A 19,478-nucleotide genomic window follows, 5' to 3' on the forward strand; every position below is an offset into this window, starting at 1 on the left:
CTAGCTAGTCACACCAGGAAGCATAGTCGCCCGCTTCGTTTATGCAAATGCACAGCGTCAAGGCCTTGATAAGGCAGAGATTAAATTTCTTCTGCCGGTTAGCCACAGCAGGGCAATGACTGATGAGCTACGCTTAAAGGCCTGACGAAAAAGGAGAATGCTATGAGCGACGCGACATTAATCGACACGCTTGAGTTTGGTTCTGACGAGCAGAAGCAGAAATATGAAATCTACGGCGATGATGCACAGACGCCCACTTTTGCTGTGATCTCACGACAGCAGGGCGATAGCTGGCAGAAACTGGAGGAGAAAATCACTTTTGCTGCGCAGGATGAACAGCAGGAAGCGATGGGATCAATGGGCTACGGCTCCGGCGATACGCTGCCCGATCTACGCGATTTGACTGCCGAAGCGCGGGAGCGTTGCGAACGGCACTGGCAGGAGCAGAGTGCATAATGAGCAGAGAGCTGCTCATTTTTAGCAGTGAAGGCGTCCGATTAAGAGAGACGCCAGGAGGCCGCAGAATAAACCTCTGAGTGCTCTCTTTTTCCGACAGCCACCACATAACCGACCCAGCGCATTAACGATCATCCAGTGTGACCCGTACAGGCTCAGGGTTCCTCAGGCGTTCTTTAACGCTGTCTGCTAACGTTGCATCTTCGTCACTGAGTAACGTCTGCTTAAAGGGAAGACGTTCATTATCTGCGATATATTCAGCCATGAGGCGCAGCGCATCAGATGGCGTTACACCCATTTTTTCGGGCGCAGCATAGGATGGTGTTTTCAGATCATCATCGATTCGAATGTTAATTGTGCCCAGGGTCAGCCCTTTTGTATTTACATTTGACATTACAATTAGCGTATTGGTGAGTCTGCATCGCAAACAGCAGACATCAGTTACCAGCACAGCTTTACATCTGCCCGCCAGACTCTCGTCCTGTATTATTTTATGCTACGAAAATGTAACAAACTCATCCATTAAACCAACTGCAGCAATCGTTAAAGGTTTTCCCGCTGGTGGCGATAACTCAATGGCGTTGAGCGCGCCAGTCAATGATGAATCCGGCACTCAGCGACGAGTTCTGAACGCGAACGGACCTGCATTTAGCCCTCCTTTTATACACATCAGACAATGCGAATTAAGCGCAAGTTACTCACATAAAAGCGAAAATAATAATATGTCGATCATTAAGACGATCAAAAGACGCCTGCCTGTTGCCCGTCTTAGGCGTAGCAGCCAGCCAGCGAATGGCACCTGGGATTGTCGTGCGTTGCCAGATTCACTCTCTTCCATTGGTTTAAGCTCGCGCGCGGGCGGGATCCTGATGACGTTTGTTCCACCAGAAGCCGATTTTCAGCGGGTCAGTCAGGCCTGGCAGCGCTTTAACACCCCCGATCTGACGGTGCTGACGCTCTCTTCCAACGGTGCGCTGAGCAGCAGTCGATCACAAAGTACCTACTGTGAGGGGAATGGCCCGGAAGGAAGCTATCTCTGGCTGCCCGACACGCTGATCGCCAGTCATGAGACACACATTGTCGACCTGCATGTCGCCGACACACAGACCGCCAGCCAGCGTATCACCGCCATCCAGCAGGAGCTGGCACGGTTGCAGGTGCGGATGCCGCTTTCGGCGGATCGTACTTTCGCCATGATTTACTGCGATGGATTGTCAGCGTCAGAAGGCTTTCTGATGCAGGCCTGGTACAACTGTGGGCGTTTTCCCTGCCTGGCGATTGGTGGTTCAGCGGGCGGCAAAATCACCTTTGATGGCACCTGGATTGGTGCGGGTGGGAGGGTACTGCAGGGCAAGGCTGTCATCGTGTTCTGCCAGATGGCAGCAGGAAAATCCTTTGCGCCGTTTAAAAGCCAGAACTTCACGCCACGCGAGCAGAGCTGGCTGATTGCTGAAGCCGATCCGATTGCGCGCACCGTCACTTCTGTATTTAACCGTCAGGGTCAGCAGCAGCCGTTTGTCGCGTCGCTGTGTGAACATCTCAACTGCACCGAAGCGCAGTTGACCGAGCGGCTAAAGGGGTTAACTTTCGGCGTTAAAGTCGGTGGGGAGTACTTCATTCGCTCGATCGCCAAAATTGAATCGGGTGGCGTGCACTTTTTCTGTGACCTTGAGTTTGGCGATCGGCTGTTCCTGATGGAAGAAAAAGACTTTAAACAGGCGACACAGCAGGAGTGGCAGGCTTTTACTGCCCGGCATGGCAAACCGGCCGCAATACTCATGAACGACTGTATCCTGCGTCGTGTAGGTAATGCTGACAAACTGCAAAATGCCCACTTCTTCAAAGGGATTGCCGCGGCCGGCTTTTCCAGCTTTGGTGAAATCCTGGGCGTGCCAATCAATCAGACGCTTTCGGCGCTGGTGTTTTTCAATCATGACGTCAAAGCGATGAGCCAGTTTCCGGTGGAGTATGCCGGTTACGCTGCCCATTACGCGCAGCGCGCGTTGCGCCGCTGGGAAGCGCTGAACAGCATTCAGACACGGGTGCTGGATCGGGTGATCAACTATCAGCAGGCGCTGACGCCGCTGATGGAGGCGCTACCGGTACTGGAAACGGCGACTCACAGCCAGGGCGAAACGCTGAGTCTGGCAGAAAGCAGTATCCGTAACATCAGCAACATCGCCACTGAGAGTCAGCAGGCGCAGGGCCGGCTGGATGAAGGGCTTGACGATCTGGAAAAAATATCGAATGGCATCAATGAGATTACGCATGGCATCAGCAATATAGCTTTCCAGACCAACATTCTGGCGTTGAATGCCGCTGTCGAAGCAGCACGTGCAGGCGAGGCTGGCCGCGGCTTCGCCGTAGTAGCAGGCGAAGTTCGTCGTCTGGCACATTCGTCGAAAGAGCAGGCTGAAGCCACGGCGAGTAACATCGGCGAGGCGGTTACCACCATCTCACGGATCCGGCTGGTGGCCAATGACTCGGCACAGACGGCGGCACAGATGGCTGAGCGCAGCATCAGCGCGGCCGATACGCTGGCAGCCATGAATCAGCAGACCCGACATGAGCGCGCCGACATTGCGAAGCATCTCGGCAGCCTGCGTGAACTGACGCAGGGAATGGACGCGATGCAGGAAGCGGTCGCGCAGCTCAAAGTGTTACAAACGCTTTCCGGGGCGCAGGTTAAAGGCTGATTTATCAACATAAAAGACAAAAAAGTGCGGTGTAAGCGTAACGGCCAGGCAAGGCAGGCTTTCAGTTGTTACACTTGTCGGTGATTAACCACGCAGAGGTACTAATGAAAATCAAAAGTTATGCAGCCATGCAGGCTGGCCAGGCCCTTGAACTCTATGAGTACGATGCCGCCGAGCTGGCAGCCGAAGAAGTCGAAGTCCAGGTGGAATATTGTGGCGTCTGCCACTCAGATCTGTCGATGATCGATAACGAATGGGGCATCTCTCAGTTCCCGGTGATTGCAGGACATGAAGTGATTGGCCGGGTTTCAGCCCTGGGCGAAGCGGCTAAAAGCAAAGGTCTCTCAATCGGCCAGCGTGTAGGAATTGGCTGGACAGCCAAAAGCTGTCAGCACTGCGATGCCTGTATCAACGGCGAGCAGGTTAACTGTCAGCAGGGCAGCATCCCGACCATCATGAACAAGGGTGGTTTTGCCGAGAAGCTGCGCGCCGACTGGCAATGGGTTATCCCGCTGCCGGAAAAACTGGATGCGGCCAGCGCCGGTCCGCTGCTGTGCGGCGGTATTACCGTATTTAAACCCCTGCTGATGAGCAACATCACTGCGACCAGCCGTGTTGGCGTGATTGGTATTGGCGGTCTGGGCCATATCGCGATTAAACTCCTGCACGCGATGGGTGCCGAAGTCGTGGCCTTCAGCTCAACGCCGGATAAGAAGCAGTCGATTCTGGATATGGGTGCGGATGAAGTGGTTAACAGCCGTGATCCTGAAGCCCTGAAGAAGCAGGCGGGTCGTTTTGATCTGATCCTGAGCACCGTGGCAGTCGACCTGGACTGGAAACCTTATTTCGCCGCGCTGGCACCTCAGGGTAAATTCCACACTGTGGGTGCCGTATTGAAGCCGATTGAAGTCAGTGCTTTTGATCTGATCCTGGGCGACAAAGCGGTAACCGGTTCATCAACCGGCTCACCAGGCCAGCTGCGCTCGCTGTTGCGACTTGCATCGCGTGCGGATATTGCGCCACAGGTTGAATTCTTCCCGATGTCAGACATCAATAAAGCGCTGGATCACGTCCGCGCCGGTAAAGCCAATTACCGCGTGGTTCTTAAAGCCGATTTCTGATGCGAATCTGAAATGAATATGCCGCAGCCTGCTGCGGCATTTTTTTTGTCCTCATGTTGTCAGCCCTGCTCCTGATGATTTGTTTCACAATCAGGTCATGCCCTTTCTTCCATCAAGCTCGGACTCCCGTCAGCGATACATTCAAAACTGGCCCGAATCCATCGAACACTGTCCTGTGAGCCTGTCACGGGCAGGTCAGAGCATGCGGTAAAGTGAACGTATCACAGCCTGTAAGCCTGGCTGATATCAAAACAGACCGTTTATGGAGCACACAATGAAGCTGACCCAGATTCGTAATGCCACACTGCTGCTGGAGTATGCAGGCAATAAATTCATGATCGATCCGATGCTGGCTGATAAAGAAGCGTGGCCAGGCTTTACCGGTAACGCCCGTCCCCATCTGCGCAATCCCATGGTTGAGCTGCCTCTCCCGGTTGAGGCGCTGCTGGAGGTAGATGCAGTGATTGTCACCCACACACATATGGACCATTGGGACGAGGCTGCGCAGCAGCTTATACCGAAGACGATGATGATCTATAGCCAGAATGAAAGTGATGCAGCGCTGATTCGTTCGCAGGGTTTTGCACACGTTCGGGTGCTGCAGGATGAAAATTCGTTTGTCGACGGCCTGACAATCCACAAAACAGAGGGTCAGCATGGCAGCAATGCGTTGTACGCCGACAAAACAATGGGCGATATTCTGGGTGATGCCTGTGGTCTGGTGTTTACCCATCCGTCAGAAAAAACGCTCTACATTGCCGGGGATACCGTCTGGGTTAAGCCTTATGTCAGAACGCTGCAACGTTTTCAGCCGCAGGTCGTGGTAATCAATGCCGGCAATGCGACTAACGATCTCTATGGCCCGATTATCATGGGAAAAGAGGATACGCTGCGTACGCTCAATATTCTGCCTGAAGCGACACTGGTAACTTCGCACATGGAAGCGATCAACCATTGTCTGCTGACACGCGCTGAACTGCGAGCTTACACCCAGGAACAGGATATTGCTGACCAGGTAGTGATCCCGGAAGATGGTGAAACGATGATGTTCTGAGCATCGTGGCATTAAACCGGCCCAATTGCGCGGTTCATTCTTAATCATACATTTTCACACAATAAGGGGGGGAAGATGGCTGCTCTGAGAGTTGCTGTGCTGGCTACAGCCGGTTTTAGTCCATTTCATTTTTCAGTTCCCTGCATTCTGTTCGGCTCTGCTCTGCCGCAGCAGGATCTGTTTCATATTGATATCTGTGCAGAAAAATCAGGCCCGGTGATCTCAGAGATGGGGCTGTCAATCATGGTGGCGCATGGGCTAACCCTGCTTGATCAGGCAGATATCGTTATCGTGCCATACTGGCACAATCCGGACGAAAAACCGTCACAGGCGCTGCTTGATAAGCTGATGGCTACCTGGCAGCGTGGCGCGGAGGTCGTCGGACTTTGTCTGGGGACTTACGTACTGGCTTATGCAGGCCTGCTTGATCAGCATCGGGCTGCTACCCACTGGGAATTTGAGCGTGACTTCAGCGAACGCTTTCCGCAGGTTCTGCTCGACAGCAATGCCCTTTATACCCGGGACGATCGTCTTATCACCTCTGCCGGCACTGCGGCGGGTATCGACTGCTGTCTGGACATCATCCGTCAGCACTATGGCAGCGCCGTAGCGAATCGGGTGGCCAGACGTATGGTGGTGCCGCCTTACCGTGAAGGCGGACAGGCGCAATTTATTGAGCGGCCGGTTCCGGCGTCCACGCGAGACGGTAAGATCAATGCACTGCTGGCATCCCTGCGAGAGAATCTGCATCTGCCGCAGGATCTGGACTCACTCGCGCACACACTCAGCATGAGCCGGCGAACGCTGACGCGCCATTTTCATAAGGCGACGGGGATGTCACTGGGCGATTGGCTGACGGCTGAGCGTCTGCAGCGTAGCCAGCAGTTACTGGAAACCACCGGCATCAGCATTGAATGTGTAGCAGCAAAGGCAGGCTTTGATTCACCTGTCTCATTCCGGCAGCGTTTCAAATCCCGGTTTGGCGTCTCTCCCAGCGAGTGGCGCCGGGCGTTTCGTGGTCCACAGAAGAGGGTGAACGACGAGAAAGTGGCAAAAGATAACGCATGATCAAGTCGGGATGGCTATCGGCATTCCGGGATTTTAATGCCGGAATAGTGTCACACAGTAGCGGTCACTATTCCGGCAGAAATGTTGCGATTAAAGCAGGAAATCATCCAGCGACTGACCATTTTCAATCGCCGCTTTAATGACGGAGGGCGTTCGACCCTGACCGGTCCAGTAACGGACCAGGCCATTTTCATCGGTGTAACGGTATTTGGCCGGACGTTTCGCGCGTTTCTTTGTACCGGTTGCGGAAGGCGATGCGCTATTTACCAGCTCCGCTGGGTTAATGCCTTCTTCCAGCAACAGCTCCTGGTAAAACGCCAGTTTCTCCGCTTTTTCACGGGCTTCTGCTGCCCGCGCGTTTTCCTCATCACGACGCTCATTTACTACGGTCTCTAATTTCTGGCGCAACTCTTCGAGCATATCCAGAGCCATATTGCGCGCCTCTGCACGAAGCGTGCGGATATTATTCAGGCTGCTCAGGTTCTTATTCATAAATTTCCTCAAATATCCAGGCTAATCAATAAAGTGCAAATTATTCAGCCGGCAAGGGTAACATTTACGTGCCTGCGAATTGAAGCTTAAATGTGGATTTATTCGCTAGTAATGCTGCACTATGAACACTGATTGAGCCAGTTAAGGTGAGGATTTAAGCGAATTCTGCTGTTTTAATGCAGATTGTCATTATCGAAGCGGGATTGCGGGATTTGCATTTTTGCTTTTGATTAATTGTGATTAAATCAGTCAACCGGGTTTATTAAGGACAGGCATGAAGTTTCGCCGTAAAAATGATGGTCCTGCGCCAGAAATTTCACCGCTGCTGAGAAGCATAATGCTTTCAGGTGTATTACTCACTGTGGCGGTAATTGGATTAAATGTGTGGACGCTGCGGGAAGACTGGAATGAAACCGTCCGTAAAGCTGAGGATACGGCCGTGAATCTTTCACTTTCGCAGGCGCGGCAGGCTGACGATACGTTTCTGCAAACCGAACTTTCATTGCGCGAAGTACAACGTGAGCTTGAAAAGCAGCTCGCCACCACCGGTGCAGAGGGTAAGGCATTGAGTCAGACGATGCATCTCTTGCAGAGCCATCTGCCGCAACTTCACGGTCTGTTCTACTATGATGAGCGGGGCCGGTGGATAGCGACCTCGATGAGCAGGATACCGCCAGGTGTTGATAATTCCGATCGTGAGTATTTCGATTATCATCGTGCCAGCCCGCGCAATAACCTGCATATCGGCCCGGTCATTCGCAGCCGCACCACGCACGAACTGGTAATTCCGGTTACCCTGCGGGTCAACGATGCTTACAACGGTTTTAAGGGTGTATTGCTCGCCACCGTTAAAGTGGACTACTTTCGCCGTTTCTACAGCTACTACGAACTCAGTGATGGCGATGTGCTGGTGCTGATGCTGGCAGACAGTACGGTGCTTTACGCCCGGCCGATGCCCGATAGCTACATCGGCAAAAATCTTTCAGTGAGTCCGCTGTTCCTGAAGATCCTGGCCAATTCGGATAAAGGAAGCGGTCAATGGACGGCTGCGCTTGATGGTAAAAAGCGCATCTTCGGTTTTGTCCGCTCACAGCGATATCCGCTGGTGGTAGCCGCGGGCTACGATAAGCGTGCCCTCTTTAACTACTGGCTTAAGAGCTGGGTACAGGATCTGATTCTGAGTCTGGCTCTGCTACTTGTTATTCTTTTACTGGGTGCGTTTGTGCTGCGTCAGGTGCGCCATACGCTGCGTTATCAGCGTGAGCTGACACGATTACGCGATGAACTGACAGCAGCGAATCGCTCCCTGGAAAATCAGGCACAGAGTGACGGGCTGACAGGGGTTGCTAACCGTCGCCATTTCGACCACATGCTGACAGAAAGCCTGCTGAATGCGGAGCTGAGTGGCATGCCCGTGTCACTGATTCTGTTTGATATCGACTATTTTAAACGTTACAACGACACTTACGGTCATGTAGCCGGTGACGACTGTCTGAAAAAAGTGGCCACCGTTCTGAAACACGCCGCCCGGCGCAAAAACGAACTCACAGCCCGCTATGGCGGCGAAGAGTTTGCCATCATTTTGTCTGAACAACCGCTGTCCGCTGCGCTGGACCTGGCGGAGTCCATCATCGCAGCCGTCAATCTGCTCACTATTCCGCATATGACCACTGAGCTGCCGCAAAAGCACATTACCCTGAGTGCAGGCTGTGCCATGTATCTGGCTACTGATTCACAGCAGGGGAAACAGGCGCTGATAGAGCGTGCGGATGAGGCCTTGTATCGTGCGAAACGGGCAGGGCGCAACCGGGTGATGTGTGAAAAGCGCCCGGCTCAGCACGCGTGATCAAATTCTGAACTGCACCTGTGGCACGGTAATCGCTCAACCTCAACAGGGAGCGATCATGTCAGACGATACCGGTTTCACTCATCTTGCTTTACAGGTATGTGATTTAGAAAAAAGCGTAGATTTTTATCATCGTTATGCCGGGATGCAGGTAATACATCAGCGAGCACCGGGTATTGCGGAAGCGCAAAAAGTCGCATGGCTGTCTGACCTGACCCGACCTTTTGCTCTGGTACTGGTGCAATCTGATAACAGTAACGATACGCCACTGGGGCCTTTTGGTCATATTGGCGTAGCCTGCGGCAGTCGCGAAGAGATAGATGAAAAAGTGGCAATTGCGCGGCGCGAAGGTGTATTGCGACGCGATGCGCAGCAATGTGAAATACCCGTTGGTTACTGGGCATTTTTTGCCGATCCTGATGGTAATACGCTTGAACTTTCATTTGGTCAGCAGATCGGGTTGGCAATCATCAGGGCCCGTAAGTCCCCGTCGGTTGTGAATAGATAAAACGGCTCAGGTAAGTGAATAAAGCCTTTTATCTGCAACGCGATTACGCAGAGCATTTCGGTTATTACATTCAGGATAGTGTCTGTGCATGATTGTGTATGAAGGAGGATTCGCAGCGCATGAAAGGCAGGAAAAGTAGGTGTTGTTGATTGATATGTTTCTGTCTGTTGATGATAAAAAACCGCCTGGGTAATGTCAGGCGGTTATCATCCAGGCATTCTGAATTAGATCAGAAAATCGTCCAGCGATTTACCTGCATCGATGGCTGATTTAATAGCCGATGGGGTACGGCCCTGACCTGTCCACTGCTTAACGTCACCATTCTCGTCGGTATACTGATATTTAGCCGGACGAGGCGCACGTTTTTTCTTCTCAGCAGGCGCAGTGGGCATACCATTTAACAGTTCGTTAGGATCGATACCTTCCTGCAACAATAATTCACGATATTTTGCCAGTTTCTCAGCTTTTTCACGATTAGCCGCTTCAGAAGCCTGAGCTTCTTCACGTCGCTCACTGACCACAACAGACAGTTTTTCCAGCATTTCTTCCAGGGCAGCAAGGTCAAGCTCGCGAGCATTTGCGCGGAGGGTACGGATATTATTCAAGCTGTTGAGAGTGTCACTCATCAAAGTCACCATAGTCATGTTCAGATAATAAAAATACAGAGCGGGTTCACGCTGATGCTTTTCGTCAGACCTGCTTTTTTAAAATGCTTGCCTTCGAAGAATCATAATACAGAACCAATAGTTCAACTTTAACATATTAATCTGTTTCTGAGAGAGTTGAAACTCTATTGAACGCATGCTCGTTAAACAAAAGTAAATTTACGCCATTTTTTTACTTACTTCACTCAAAATGGCTAAAACCCGTATCATCTGAGAAGCAGAGTAATTTAGCGGGGCTATGGATTAATCGTGCTGATTTTTCTGTAGTGGCAGCGGAGTCGCTTCGCTATTCGCATGCTCGTCCTGATAAAGAGGATAACGTTAGCTGCAAAGCTCACACGAAGTTACCGTACAGGGCAATGCTGCTGTGCATAATTTCGCTGTAAAGATCCCGCTATAAATTATTTCGCTCGTTTATTTACTGAAAAGCTGATTCAGCCTCACAGTGGTAAGTTCATGATAATAATTTAATTTTCCTATGAATTTCTCTGTTTTCAGAAACGTAACATAACGCATAACAGCGCTGCAAAATTGTCTGCCGGTTGGTTTAAATATGCGTGAAATGTGCTGTGCACTCAAACTGCTGGGTAGCGGTTGAGCAGAATCATTGCCTGTCCCTTACCATTAAACTGATTATTTACGGTAATAATTACCCTTTGTTCATTCAGAGTCTGCAACTAATAACCTCATGGCATACTGTGGATTCAGGCCTGTGTGCCATTTTATCCAGGATTATTGCTTAAGACGCATTAAACTCAGCGCCTGGTTGAACAACTTCGACCAGGATTGATAAGTGGTTTGACAACGTGTTCTCGTCTCAAGTCCACCACGTAACGTATAGCAGAACAGAGTAATAATCGGCCCGGTGAGTGCGTGTATGAACGACGCTGTACTGTTGCCTGGTGTAATTAACCCTGTGGATTCTCATTTAAGCAGGGTTCATTCTTAGGTTACAGAGAGTAACGCAAGTTTAAATAGTTGCTAATGATAAGTTCGCACTATCAATCCGTTCTGGGGCTGAGCGGGTAAGGTCAGGCATCAGCATCATCTGATCTGAACGCGGTATACATGTTGCTAATGCAAACATGGGGAGGAATAACCTCAGTAAGCTACACTGAACAACACATGCGTTAACGTCAGCGCGATGATTACTTCTGCAGAGGTCTGAAGTGTTTAAGGGCAATAAAAAATCATTACCGGTTCGTTACTGTAAAACGTGTAACAAACCGATGTCATGGCGTAAAAAGTGGGAGAAGTGCTGGAATGAGGTTTTGTATTGCTCAGAGCGTTGCCGGCGTCAGCGTTCTGCGCAGCATAAAGATGATGCAGAAATAAACGCTGAGCGGAACAAGTAAAACTCAAAGGAACAGGCCAGGTTTTGACCTGGCCTCACAGACCTCTATTGCTGAACCTCAATCTGTTGCCAGCCTTTTTTAAACATGCAATCTTTCACCAGTATCTCGCGCTGACTTTCATTGGCGTCACTGGTGGAGTAGTCGGTATCAGTCGTCTTATCTTTACTGTCTTTCGAGGTGTATTTACCACTGACGATATTATCAGGCGGTAAATCCCGCAGCGCCTGAGCCTGACAGGCTGTTTCTGCGATGGTTTCCTGCTGCTCAGATGCATCGGGTTTGACCCATTTATATTGCACACATCCGGTCAGACAAAGAGTGAACAACATCAGCATCAAAGGTTTCATCATCTGTTCCTCAGCGACACCCGCCAGCCTTGAGGCGAGTTATTCAGTAAGGAAGCCAGCCTGGTCAACTGAACGTGCTTCCTCACCTGCAAAAATAAATTTTCAGCCGACATTAAAATGTCAGACCGCCACCAATGTACGGTCCATCGATCAGCGTATGACCTGGACGTCCATCTTTGCCATCGACACCCGCGTAGCGGTAGCCCACTTTTAAGACCAGTGGGCCTAAAGGTGACCAGCTGACGCCAGCGTTTGCTTCCACAAAATTCTTAACGCTGTTGGTCAGCTGTTCCGGCGCGGAATACCCCTCACCATAAATCGCAAAATCGGCAGGCAGATTGATTTTCACACCGCCGCCGACAGGAAATGCGACGCCGTTATCCCCTTTTTTGCCACCGATGTAGGTAGCTTTAACGCCAGCGGTCAGCATCACCGGACCCATTTCCAGGTTATAGCCGGTACCCGCCTGACCAATCTGCACACCATCTGCCGTATTTTTGATCCACTGGCTGTCCAGATAGAGTCCGCCGGAAGAACGGCCAATTTCAGCATCCAGCGCAGAGGTGTTTTTACCTTGTTCAGCATTCAGGCCAATGGCCATTGCAGATGAAGAAACACACAGCAGCAAACCAAGGCTAATTAGGGAAATTTTCATTGCTCATTTTTTCCACATCAGGAGTTTTCAGGGAATCAATCAATATCGTTGTTTAAAGCGATTTACTTTTGCACCATTTCTTTAACGTCATGCTGCTGCAACTGATGCATGTTTCCGTCCGCATCTTTATAGGAGAGCATGCCCGTTTCTTTATCTCTGACGGGTTTACCATGGGTGGTTATCATGTGGCCGTCATTGGTGGAGATGACATAATTGCCTGAGCAGGCGGAAATGGACATAACTGAAACCATCATCACGAAAGCGAAGGCAAATTTTCTGCCATAATTGAAAGATGTCATTTTACTTTCCACTCGTTGTTCTTTAAGAAGATGCGGCATTATTAGCTGTGTTTGTTAAACGACATGATAACAATCAAAGAGTACCGACCCGAATGCTCAAAAAAATGATCTGGATCATTTCCATAGTTTGCTCAGAAGAGGATTAATTATTGCACATTGTTTAAAAACTAAGGTGTTTAAATAAACGCATTGCACTTTTCTGGTTCCCAAAAGTGATATGCATGAAGAATCCTATCAAGTGCTAACCAATAATTTAACAATAGCGACTTAATGACATGATAATTTAATGTTTCAAATTTTATGTTGTGGCTATTTTCCTTTTCGCTATATTGAACCGGCAATATCATTCTGATTAGTGTAATTTAACAAGGATTTAATATAGCTATGAAAAAAACAATTATCGCTTTTGTTCTGGTTGCTTCACCATTAACCGTGTTCGCTGCAACTGATTCCTGCAAAGATCAACTCGCAGATATTTCAGCTAAAAGCGAAATCGCTAAAATACATGGAAATAGTGCAGAAATTGCACGGCTCAATATTGCGCGTAACAAAATTGAAACCTATTGTACTGATGAGCGTCAGGCAACGCGTGCCTCTCATGATGTCAGTAAACGTGAGATGAAAGTCAAAAAAGCGGAACTTGAACTTCAGGAAGCACAGCAGGAACTGGCTGAGGCCAGAGTCGATGGACGTAGTGATAAAATCAGAAAAAAAATGACAAAGGTAGAAGAGAAGAAGCTGAAGCTTGAATCTGCAAAAATGGATTTAAAAGAAGCTGAGGCAGATGCTCAGAGACTGAACTGATATCCCACTATTTTCAGGCTCACTATGTGAGCCTGAAAACGTTTTGATGATCTCTGCCTCTTTCGTTATTAGTCACAACACCGTTTTTATAAGTGTCGCAATGCTATAAAAGACAGTTAGCTGCTTGTTCAGATGAGCAGTCAGTACCTGTCGCCACTCCCTATCTCCGTGGCACCAGAAAATCCCTCCCTGCAATCGGGGCGTGTATAATCAGCGTTACAGGTTTAAGTTAACTAGCTGAAATAAGACATAAAAAAAACCACTCAATCGAGTGGTTATAAACATTACAAAATACTTCATGAGCAAAGCTGCGATACAGAATAATTTAATACCGGGATATATCTATGCCAGAAAATGATAACTATCAACCTGCAGGCGAACTAAGTAATTTGTGCGGAAATAGGTAGATATTAATTATCAGTATTGCCATATTGAAAACAGTGTTAAAGAGGTTATTTCCAACAAGAGGGTTTTAATTTATTGTTATACTTTGTTGATTGTTAACATAGATTCAACTTTGATTATTTTTTTAATGGTTTTATGGTGCGAGCGCCTTACTGATGACATTTTCAAAACACGTGCAGACAATAAAACTTCTTAAGATCCCGTTAAGATCTGGGATGTAAATTACCCTGGAAATTTAACGGAGATAAAAATATGAAAAAGATTATGTTGGCGGTGTTATTAGCAGGAATGAGTCTGGGTGTTTCTGCGCAGGAAGGATTTATTAATCCGGCAGGGCAGGGGTCTTCACAGGGCGGCTTTAAAGGCCCGACTCCGGGTGTCGCTTCAGTGGCACAGGCTAAAACACTACGTGACGACGCATGGGTCGTTCTTGAAGGCAATATCATCCGACAGGTTGGTCATGAACTTTATGAATTTAAAGATGCCACTGGAACGATTTACGTCGATATCGACGACAAGCGCTGGATGGGACAATCATTGTCACCCGCTGACAAAGTCCGCATAGAAGGCGAAGTCGATAAAGACTGGAACAGCGTTGAAATTGATGTGAAAACGGTCCGTGTTCTGAAGTAACCTGTATTTACCACTGATATGGCAGTGACCTGAAGCCGGGCCACTGTCATTTTTATATGCACGTTCCCGGTTGGGTATTCCAGAGTAAGCAATAAATATTCACGAAGCCTGTCCGGCAGGATAGCGATGACAAAAACGTCAAGGTTTAACATCGGATGAGACGGTGCATTCACAACTTATAAAAATGGTACTGAATCCTGAAGCAGATATAGATTAGTTACAACACACTTGTTTGTGGATATGTGAACAGGCGATCTTCCTATGAAATGTGCATGTTTTTGGCCAAATCTAAGCGAGCCGTTCTGAAAGCCCGAGTGCTCATTGACAAGCCGTCGGGCACGGCCCGAAGGGCCGTAATTGTTCTTTATAGTAAACTTGTATGATGTAACTAAAATTTTTCGTTACCTTCTTTTCGGAATTTCAAAATGGAGGACCATAGCGCCTGGATGAAATGAGAGGCAGATACTTTACACCCGGATTCGCTCAGGCAGGTACTATTGTACACAATGTCGTTATGATATGTTTGTCATACCTGAACTCTGAAGCCGCTCTGTAAACTGAGACATGTTTTACATGACAACCAGCTGGTCTGATAGTCCCTCACAGGTGAGTATTAAAGATAAAAAAGGTTTCTGAATCAGGATAGTTTCAGAAACCTTTTATCGATCACCGCTACGTCCGGCGAAGTAACCGTGTTAGCTGCTTCACATCAGCCGATCTGGAAAGCCATAAAGAGACCGTTGTTGAACCATGTTACTTTTTCACCCGCGCCATTAAGCATCCATCCAGCCTCACCAATTGATGAGTTATTCCAGTCTTTATTCTCTGTTGCACTGGCAAACCCCAGAGCATTGATACTTTTAGCGGCACGGTCATAGTTAAAGTAGCCCTGCGAATTCAGACCCGCATCATTCCACAAGCCAAGAAGTTTCGAGTAACCGATGTCAGCGCCACTTACGGTGATCACTTCTGAGATATACAATTCACGCATTTTAACATCCTTTTATGTCTGTATAATTTAACTGGTAACGCAGGGGAATTTTAGCAAGAAAGTACTGAGATTGTAGCTGACCTGAATGTCAATTATCATTATCAAAAGAAATTTAAAATAAATCGTAAATGGATTTTTTTTGATTGATTTGATAAGAGAAAGCATGCCTTTATGCAAGACCCGTCAGAATTGACATGTAATAATTTTATTTTTTCATCTTATGAAAACAAGATTTTTTGCGTACACAATTGCTGATTTAGTAAAATAAACTATATTGCGCGTCGTGATTTTTCCATTATTGCTTTACCTAAGCAACGAAACCAGTGATTATTTTTCCATAAGAATCATAACGTTTAGCGATTCACGTGCCTCCAGACGAGCCTGGAGGCTAATCTTTTTATAATGAATCTATATTTCACTTATTTAATTCGGATGGTTTTGATGTAATAGCAGAATTTTTTCATGTCAGTATTAACAGAACCCCAAAAATATTAATCCTTTTTTACGACAGAAATTCTGCGTATTTAAAAAATTTTTACTGATTAAAACAGTGTATGCCGCCACACGAAAGTTTGAGCAAAAAGACATCATGAAAGATATTCAGTCAGGCCAGGATAAAGGGGCAGAACAGCATCGCTCGCGATACCGTCTACTCCGCGTAAAACAATAATTATCGGATAAAAGAATCCCCTACTTGTGCCTGAGCATACCATTCCATTAACTCCCCAGCACCCGGCTCATTTTCGGCGGGTGCCCATGGTGCTGAGTCTTGTTCAGTCACAGGCTGGTAACCTCCGTGTTTAACCTCAAAAATAACGCCACCTTTATCCATCGATAACACCGCATGCCAGGTGCCGGCTTCCGTTTCCATGACCTTGCCCCCCTCTCCTAACATCACCCGTTGGGTCACATACCCATTTTCATCAAAATGTAATACCTGAAACCGCCCACAGAGCGAGGTCAGCAATTCAAAAGTATGCGGATGTCGGTGAGGGCGGACATAAGTGCCCGGCTCCATCGCGATGGCCAGCCGCTGCACCGGATCGCTCAATTCAGGGTGTAAATTACGATTGGCTCGTAAGCGAGGGGATTTCGCAGCCTCTTCGCTGAGATGCCGGAGGTCAGTAACAGTAATTTGTTTCATATAAGCCTTCTGGATTTTGGACAACTTACGACAATCAGGTTGCCGTAAGGCTTTTGCCATTCTCAACGGATGAATAACCTCTGCATTCGCGGAGCAGATTGTTGTCGGGAGTATAGATGCTGCTCAAAGCTATAAAACTGACGATGAGAGTTCTCACAAACATCGCCTGTATCGCGTGATACCAGGTTACAGAAAGATGTTCTCTGTTTCCTAAACGAAAGCCATTCAGAGCACTTTTCCACTGTCTGCCTGAAGCCAGATCAAAAACCGAAACGCTTATCATTTATAGAATGAGTGTCTCTTACTCAGAGGCAGAGCGTGGTATGGCAATTAACATGGGCAGTACCTACCGAATTCTTGGTTATAAGCCATCAGTAAATTTCGCCTGGCGCCAGAAATTACTGACAATGGGCATGCTTCCAGGTGCTGTTATCGAAATCATTCGAGTAGCGCCAATGGGCGATCCGGTTCATATTCGTACCCGCCGTGTCAGCCTGGCGGTGCGACAGCGTGATCTGGCCGACATCATTCTGGAGGAAATCGCCTGATGGAAAAGATCACCATCGGATTGATAGGCAATCCCAACACCGGCAAAACCACACTGTTTAATCAGCTGACCGGTGCCCGCCAGCGGGTCGGTAACTGGGCGGGTGTCACGGTTGAACGTAAAGAGGGACAGTTCTTTACTGCACAGTCTGACGTCCGGCTCATCGATCTGCCCGGCACTCGCTCGCTGACTACGCTATCCGCTGAAAGCTCGATTGATGAGAGCATCGCCTGTCAGTATCTTTATCAGGATCATGCCGATGTAGTGATCAACGTCGTCGATGCTTCCAGTCTGGAAAGTAACCTGTTCCTGACCTTTCAACTGCTTGAGCTTGGCGTACCCTGTATTGTCGCTCTGAACATGCAGGATATTGCCGCAAGCCAGAACATCACTATTGATGCCGCAGCGTTGTCAGCCCGCCTGGGATGTCCGGTGGTTTCACTGACTTCAACCAAAGGCGACGGTATCGCTCAGCTAAAAACACTGATTGACCAGCCACATATTTATCGCGCTCCAGAGAAGGTGCCATATCCGGCCGCGATTGAAACCGCGATTGAGCAGCTCAGCCTGCAGATGTCCGGCTCTCTGACCCCGCAGAAAAGGTACTGGCTGGCATTGCAGTTGCTTGAAGGCGATATCAACAGCCAGAAACTTTGCCCGGAACTACTTCCAACCTTGCCTGAGATTATGGCGCGAGCGGGTGGCGATACGGGCGTGCAGATAGCCGATTATCGCTATCGTGCCATTAATGCGGTTTGTACGGCCGTCAGTAACATTCATCAGGCTATCCCGGCCAGTCTTACCCGCAGGATTGATAACATTGTGCTGGACCGCTGGCTGGGCATTCCGATATTCCTGGCCGTGATGTATGTGATGTTTGTTCTCTCGATTAATATCGGCGCGGCATTGCAGCCGCTGTTCGACGGCAGTTCGGTGGCGATATTCATTCATGGCGCACAATGGCTGGGATATGTCTGCCACTTCCCGGTTTGGCTGACGGTTTTTCTGGCGCAGGGGCTGGGTGCCGGTATCAATACCGTGCTGCCAATCATTCCACAGATTGGCCTGATGTTTCTGTTCCTCTCTTTCCTTGAGGATTCAGGCTATATGGCGCGCGCCGCCTTTGTGATGGATCGGCTGATGCAGTCACTGGGCCTGCCGGGAAAATCCTTTGTGCCACTGATTGTCGGCTTTGGTTGTAATGTGCCGGCGGTGATGGGTACAAGAACGCTCGACACGCCGCGTGAGCGTCTGCTTACGGTACTGATTGCGCCTTTTATGTCCTGCGGCGCGCGGCTGGCAATCTTTGCGGTGTTCGCCGCAGCATTCTTTGATGCTCACAGTTCCAGCCTGGTATTTTCACTCTATCTGCTGGGCATTGTAGTGGCGATTGCGACCGGACTGGTGCTCAAGCATACCCTGCTGGGTGGCGAAGCTTCACCGTTTATCATGGAATTGCCGGTCTATCACCGGCCTCATCTTAAAAGCCTGCTGCTGCAGACCTGGCAACGGCTGAAAATGTTTGTGGTGCGTGCCGGTCAGGTCATTATCCTGGTGAGTATGCTGATTGGTGTGCTGAGCAGCTTTGCATTCAACGGCCAGCTGGTTGATGACATAAACCACTCTGCGCTGGCGGCGACCAGCAAAGCAATCACGCCCGTGCTTTTGCCAATCGGGGTGACGCAGGATAACTGGCAGGCGACAGTGGGGCTGGTGAGCGGCATTATGGCAAAAGAGGTCGTGGTCGGTACGCTCAACAGTCTTTACACCACGGAGGCGATTCAGCGCAGCGTGTTTGACCCGCAGGCTTTTAACCTGGCAGATGAACTAAAAGCGGCGCTGACGGAAACCTGGGCGGGCCTGACCGCTGCATTCAGAATTGATGCACTGGCGCATCCCCTCGATGCCAGTAAAGGCGATGGTGAGATGGCATCCGGTTCTATGAGTGTGATGGCTACCAAATTTGGCAACGGCTTTGCCGCTTACAGCTACTTAATCTTTGTTCTGCTCTACGTTCCCTGCGTCTCAGTCATGGGCGCGATCGCCCGCGAGGCCGGGAAAAAATGGATGATGTTCTCATTCTGCTGGGGGCTTAACATCGCCTATACCATAGCGACATTCTTTTATCAGACCGTCACGTTTAACGAGCATCCTGTATTCAGTGCAGTCTGCCTGATAAGCGTTCTGTTGCTGAATGGAATCATCCTGCTGACACTGCGTAAAGCGGGAAACAGGGTGCTGGCAATACCGGTTATGCCTGATGAGGAAAAGATGGGGTGTCGCGGCTGCCATGGAAATTGTGATAAACAGAAAAGCTACGCGCAGTGATCGCAAAACCAGACTGGTACGCTGAGGGACCATCAAGACGATTACATACAGGCGCGTGAAAGGA

20 protein-coding genes are annotated in these 19,478 nt (G+C 49.1%); 12 read left to right on the forward strand and 8 right to left on the reverse strand.

The genetic code is table 11. The annotated features are described in order from the left end of the window. Positions 1 to 162: 162 nt before the first annotated feature. Positions 163 to 456: a hypothetical protein gene (locus N1689_RS18680; protein WP_161736671.1), complete on the forward strand. Its 294-nt coding sequence runs from the start codon at positions 163 to 165 to the stop codon at positions 454 to 456. Between the two features lie 124 nt (positions 457 to 580). On the opposite strand, the gene N1689_RS18685 is transcribed toward N1689_RS18680, so the two are convergent. Continuing rightward, positions 581 to 820, reverse strand: a complete 240-nt coding sequence (locus N1689_RS18685; RefSeq protein WP_161736679.1) for a type II toxin-antitoxin system RelB/DinJ family antitoxin — start codon at positions 818 to 820, stop codon at positions 581 to 583. Between the two features lie 358 nt (positions 821 to 1,178). On the opposite strand from N1689_RS18685, the gene N1689_RS18690 reads away from it, so the two are divergent. From N1689_RS18690 to N1689_RS18705, 4 genes are all read left to right on the forward strand, one after another. Beyond that, positions 1,179 to 3,152: a methyl-accepting chemotaxis protein gene (locus tag N1689_RS18690; RefSeq protein WP_260059741.1), complete on the forward strand. Its 1,974-nt coding sequence runs from the start codon at positions 1,179 to 1,181 to the stop codon at positions 3,150 to 3,152. A 104-nt stretch (positions 3,153 to 3,256) separates the two neighbouring features. After that, positions 3,257 to 4,273 (forward strand): NAD(P)-dependent alcohol dehydrogenase, encoded by a 1,017-nt coding sequence (locus N1689_RS18695; protein WP_260059744.1) that lies wholly within the window; start codon positions 3,257 to 3,259, stop codon positions 4,271 to 4,273. A gap of 274 nt (positions 4,274 to 4,547) precedes the next feature. Next, positions 4,548 to 5,327, forward strand: a complete 780-nt coding sequence (locus N1689_RS18700; protein WP_260059746.1) for an MBL fold metallo-hydrolase — start codon at positions 4,548 to 4,550, stop codon at positions 5,325 to 5,327. 75 nt (positions 5,328 to 5,402) lie between these two features. Then, on the forward strand, positions 5,403 to 6,395 hold the full coding sequence (locus tag N1689_RS18705) for a GlxA family transcriptional regulator (protein WP_260059749.1): 993 nt from the start codon (positions 5,403 to 5,405) through the stop codon (positions 6,393 to 6,395). Positions 6,396 to 6,485: 90 nt separating this feature from the next. Here N1689_RS18705 and N1689_RS18710 read toward each other — a convergent pair whose 3' ends face one another. Continuing rightward, the gene (locus N1689_RS18710; protein ID WP_161736736.1) at positions 6,486 to 6,887 is read right to left on the reverse strand and encodes an H-NS family nucleoid-associated regulatory protein; all 402 of its coding nucleotides are present in this window, start codon (positions 6,885 to 6,887) and stop codon (positions 6,486 to 6,488) included. A gap of 274 nt (positions 6,888 to 7,161) precedes the next feature. Here N1689_RS18710 and N1689_RS18715 point away from each other — a divergent pair, with 274 nt between their 5' ends. Continuing rightward, positions 7,162 to 8,733: a sensor domain-containing diguanylate cyclase gene (locus tag N1689_RS18715; RefSeq protein ID WP_161736737.1), complete on the forward strand. Its 1,572-nt coding sequence runs from the start codon at positions 7,162 to 7,164 to the stop codon at positions 8,731 to 8,733. 55 nt (positions 8,734 to 8,788) lie between these two features. Beyond that, entirely contained in the window at positions 8,789 to 9,241 is a 453-nt protein-coding gene (locus N1689_RS18720) for a VOC family protein (RefSeq protein ID WP_260059784.1), read from the forward strand. 224 nt (positions 9,242 to 9,465) lie between these two features. Here N1689_RS18720 and N1689_RS18725 read toward each other — a convergent pair whose 3' ends face one another. Further along, positions 9,466 to 9,867, reverse strand: coding sequence for an H-NS family nucleoid-associated regulatory protein (locus N1689_RS18725; protein WP_098049800.1), 402 nt, complete (start codon positions 9,865 to 9,867; stop codon positions 9,466 to 9,468). A 1,208-nt stretch (positions 9,868 to 11,075) separates the two neighbouring features. Here N1689_RS18725 and N1689_RS18730 point away from each other — a divergent pair. Then, positions 11,076 to 11,261 (forward strand): DUF2256 domain-containing protein, encoded by a 186-nt coding sequence (locus tag N1689_RS18730; protein WP_135911148.1) that lies wholly within the window; start codon positions 11,076 to 11,078, stop codon positions 11,259 to 11,261. A gap of 44 nt (positions 11,262 to 11,305) precedes the next feature. Here N1689_RS18730 and N1689_RS18735 read toward each other — a convergent pair whose 3' ends face one another. The 3 genes from N1689_RS18735 to N1689_RS18745 all read right to left on the reverse strand — a co-directional run bounded on the left by N1689_RS18735 (position 11,306) and on the right by N1689_RS18745 (position 12,562). Next, positions 11,306 to 11,611, reverse strand: coding sequence for a hypothetical protein (locus N1689_RS18735; RefSeq protein ID WP_371876259.1), 306 nt, complete (start codon positions 11,609 to 11,611; stop codon positions 11,306 to 11,308). A 109-nt stretch (positions 11,612 to 11,720) separates the two neighbouring features. Continuing rightward, on the reverse strand, positions 11,721 to 12,263 hold the full coding sequence (locus N1689_RS18740; protein ID WP_222925698.1) for a YfaZ family outer membrane protein: 543 nt from the start codon (positions 12,261 to 12,263) through the stop codon (positions 11,721 to 11,723). Positions 12,264 to 12,325: 62 nt separating this feature from the next. Next, a complete protein-coding gene (locus N1689_RS18745; protein ID WP_161736740.1) occupies positions 12,326 to 12,562 on the reverse strand; it encodes a YgdI/YgdR family lipoprotein in 237 nt (78 codons plus the stop codon). Positions 12,563 to 12,946: 384 nt separating this feature from the next. On the opposite strand from N1689_RS18745, the gene N1689_RS18750 reads away from it, so the two are divergent. Then, positions 12,947 to 13,366: a DUF1090 family protein gene (locus tag N1689_RS18750; protein ID WP_253418486.1), complete on the forward strand. Its 420-nt coding sequence runs from the start codon at positions 12,947 to 12,949 to the stop codon at positions 13,364 to 13,366. Between the two features lie 657 nt (positions 13,367 to 14,023). Beyond that, positions 14,024 to 14,404, forward strand: a complete 381-nt coding sequence (locus N1689_RS18755; RefSeq protein ID WP_222925699.1) for a YgiW/YdeI family stress tolerance OB fold protein — start codon at positions 14,024 to 14,026, stop codon at positions 14,402 to 14,404. A gap of 709 nt (positions 14,405 to 15,113) precedes the next feature. Here N1689_RS18755 and N1689_RS18760 read toward each other — a convergent pair. Both N1689_RS18760 and N1689_RS18765 read right to left on the reverse strand, forming a co-directional pair. Continuing rightward, positions 15,114 to 15,395, reverse strand: a complete 282-nt coding sequence (locus N1689_RS18760; RefSeq protein WP_161736743.1) for a hypothetical protein — start codon at positions 15,393 to 15,395, stop codon at positions 15,114 to 15,116. A gap of 670 nt (positions 15,396 to 16,065) precedes the next feature. Further along, positions 16,066 to 16,539 (reverse strand): WbuC family cupin fold metalloprotein, encoded by a 474-nt coding sequence (locus N1689_RS18765; protein WP_222925700.1) that lies wholly within the window; start codon positions 16,537 to 16,539, stop codon positions 16,066 to 16,068. 323 nt (positions 16,540 to 16,862) lie between these two features. Here N1689_RS18765 and N1689_RS18770 point away from each other — a divergent pair, with 323 nt between their 5' ends. Both N1689_RS18770 and feoB read left to right on the forward strand, forming a co-directional pair. Continuing rightward, positions 16,863 to 17,087 carry a FeoA domain-containing protein gene (locus N1689_RS18770; protein ID WP_222925701.1) on the forward strand — a complete coding sequence of 75 codons (225 nt, stop codon included), beginning with the start codon at positions 16,863 to 16,865 and terminating at the stop codon, positions 17,085 to 17,087. Further along, a complete protein-coding gene (gene feoB, locus N1689_RS18775) occupies positions 17,087 to 19,414 on the forward strand; it encodes a Fe(2+) transporter permease subunit FeoB (RefSeq protein ID WP_260059761.1) in 2,328 nt (775 codons plus the stop codon). The genes N1689_RS18770 and feoB overlap by 1 nt, the downstream gene beginning before the upstream one ends. Positions 19,415 to 19,478: the final 64 nt, after the last annotated feature.

Source organism: Pantoea sp. XY16 (assembly GCF_025153065.1).
Classification (GTDB): Bacteria; Pseudomonadota; Gammaproteobacteria; order Enterobacterales; family Enterobacteriaceae; genus Pantoea; species Pantoea alfalfae.

What these genes read in the sequence shown, in the direction of transcription:
- N1689_RS18680 (WP_161736671.1), top strand. Translation starts at nt 163, where the DNA reads ATGAGCGACGCGACATTAATCGACACGCTTGAGTTTGGTTCTGACGAG.
- N1689_RS18690 (WP_260059741.1), top strand. Translation starts at nt 1,179, where the DNA reads ATGTCGATCATTAAGACGATCAAAAGACGCCTGCCTGTTGCCCGTCTT.
- N1689_RS18695 (WP_260059744.1), top strand. Translation starts at nt 3,257, where the DNA reads ATGAAAATCAAAAGTTATGCAGCCATGCAGGCTGGCCAGGCCCTTGAA.
- N1689_RS18700 (WP_260059746.1), top strand. Translation starts at nt 4,548, where the DNA reads ATGAAGCTGACCCAGATTCGTAATGCCACACTGCTGCTGGAGTATGCA.
- N1689_RS18705 (WP_260059749.1), top strand. Translation starts at nt 5,403, where the DNA reads ATGGCTGCTCTGAGAGTTGCTGTGCTGGCTACAGCCGGTTTTAGTCCA.
- N1689_RS18710 (WP_161736736.1), bottom strand. Translation starts at nt 6,887, where the DNA reads ATGAATAAGAACCTGAGCAGCCTGAATAATATCCGCACGCTTCGTGCA.
- N1689_RS18715 (WP_161736737.1), top strand. Translation starts at nt 7,162, where the DNA reads ATGAAGTTTCGCCGTAAAAATGATGGTCCTGCGCCAGAAATTTCACCG.
- N1689_RS18725 (WP_098049800.1), bottom strand. Translation starts at nt 9,867, where the DNA reads ATGAGTGACACTCTCAACAGCTTGAATAATATCCGTACCCTCCGCGCA.
- N1689_RS18735 (WP_371876259.1), bottom strand. Translation starts at nt 11,611, where the DNA reads ATGATGAAACCTTTGATGCTGATGTTGTTCACTCTTTGTCTGACCGGA.
- N1689_RS18740 (WP_222925698.1), bottom strand. Translation starts at nt 12,263, where the DNA reads ATGAAAATTTCCCTAATTAGCCTTGGTTTGCTGCTGTGTGTTTCTTCA.
- N1689_RS18745 (WP_161736740.1), bottom strand. Translation starts at nt 12,562, where the DNA reads ATGACATCTTTCAATTATGGCAGAAAATTTGCCTTCGCTTTCGTGATG.
- N1689_RS18750 (WP_253418486.1), top strand. Translation starts at nt 12,947, where the DNA reads ATGAAAAAAACAATTATCGCTTTTGTTCTGGTTGCTTCACCATTAACC.
- N1689_RS18755 (WP_222925699.1), top strand. Translation starts at nt 14,024, where the DNA reads ATGAAAAAGATTATGTTGGCGGTGTTATTAGCAGGAATGAGTCTGGGT.
- N1689_RS18760 (WP_161736743.1), bottom strand. Translation starts at nt 15,395, where the DNA reads ATGCGTGAATTGTATATCTCAGAAGTGATCACCGTAAGTGGCGCTGAC.
- N1689_RS18765 (WP_222925700.1), bottom strand. Translation starts at nt 16,539, where the DNA reads ATGAAACAAATTACTGTTACTGACCTCCGGCATCTCAGCGAAGAGGCT.
- N1689_RS18770 (WP_222925701.1), top strand. Translation starts at nt 16,863, where the DNA reads ATGGCAATTAACATGGGCAGTACCTACCGAATTCTTGGTTATAAGCCA.
- feoB (WP_260059761.1), top strand. Translation starts at nt 17,087, where the DNA reads ATGGAAAAGATCACCATCGGATTGATAGGCAATCCCAACACCGGCAAA.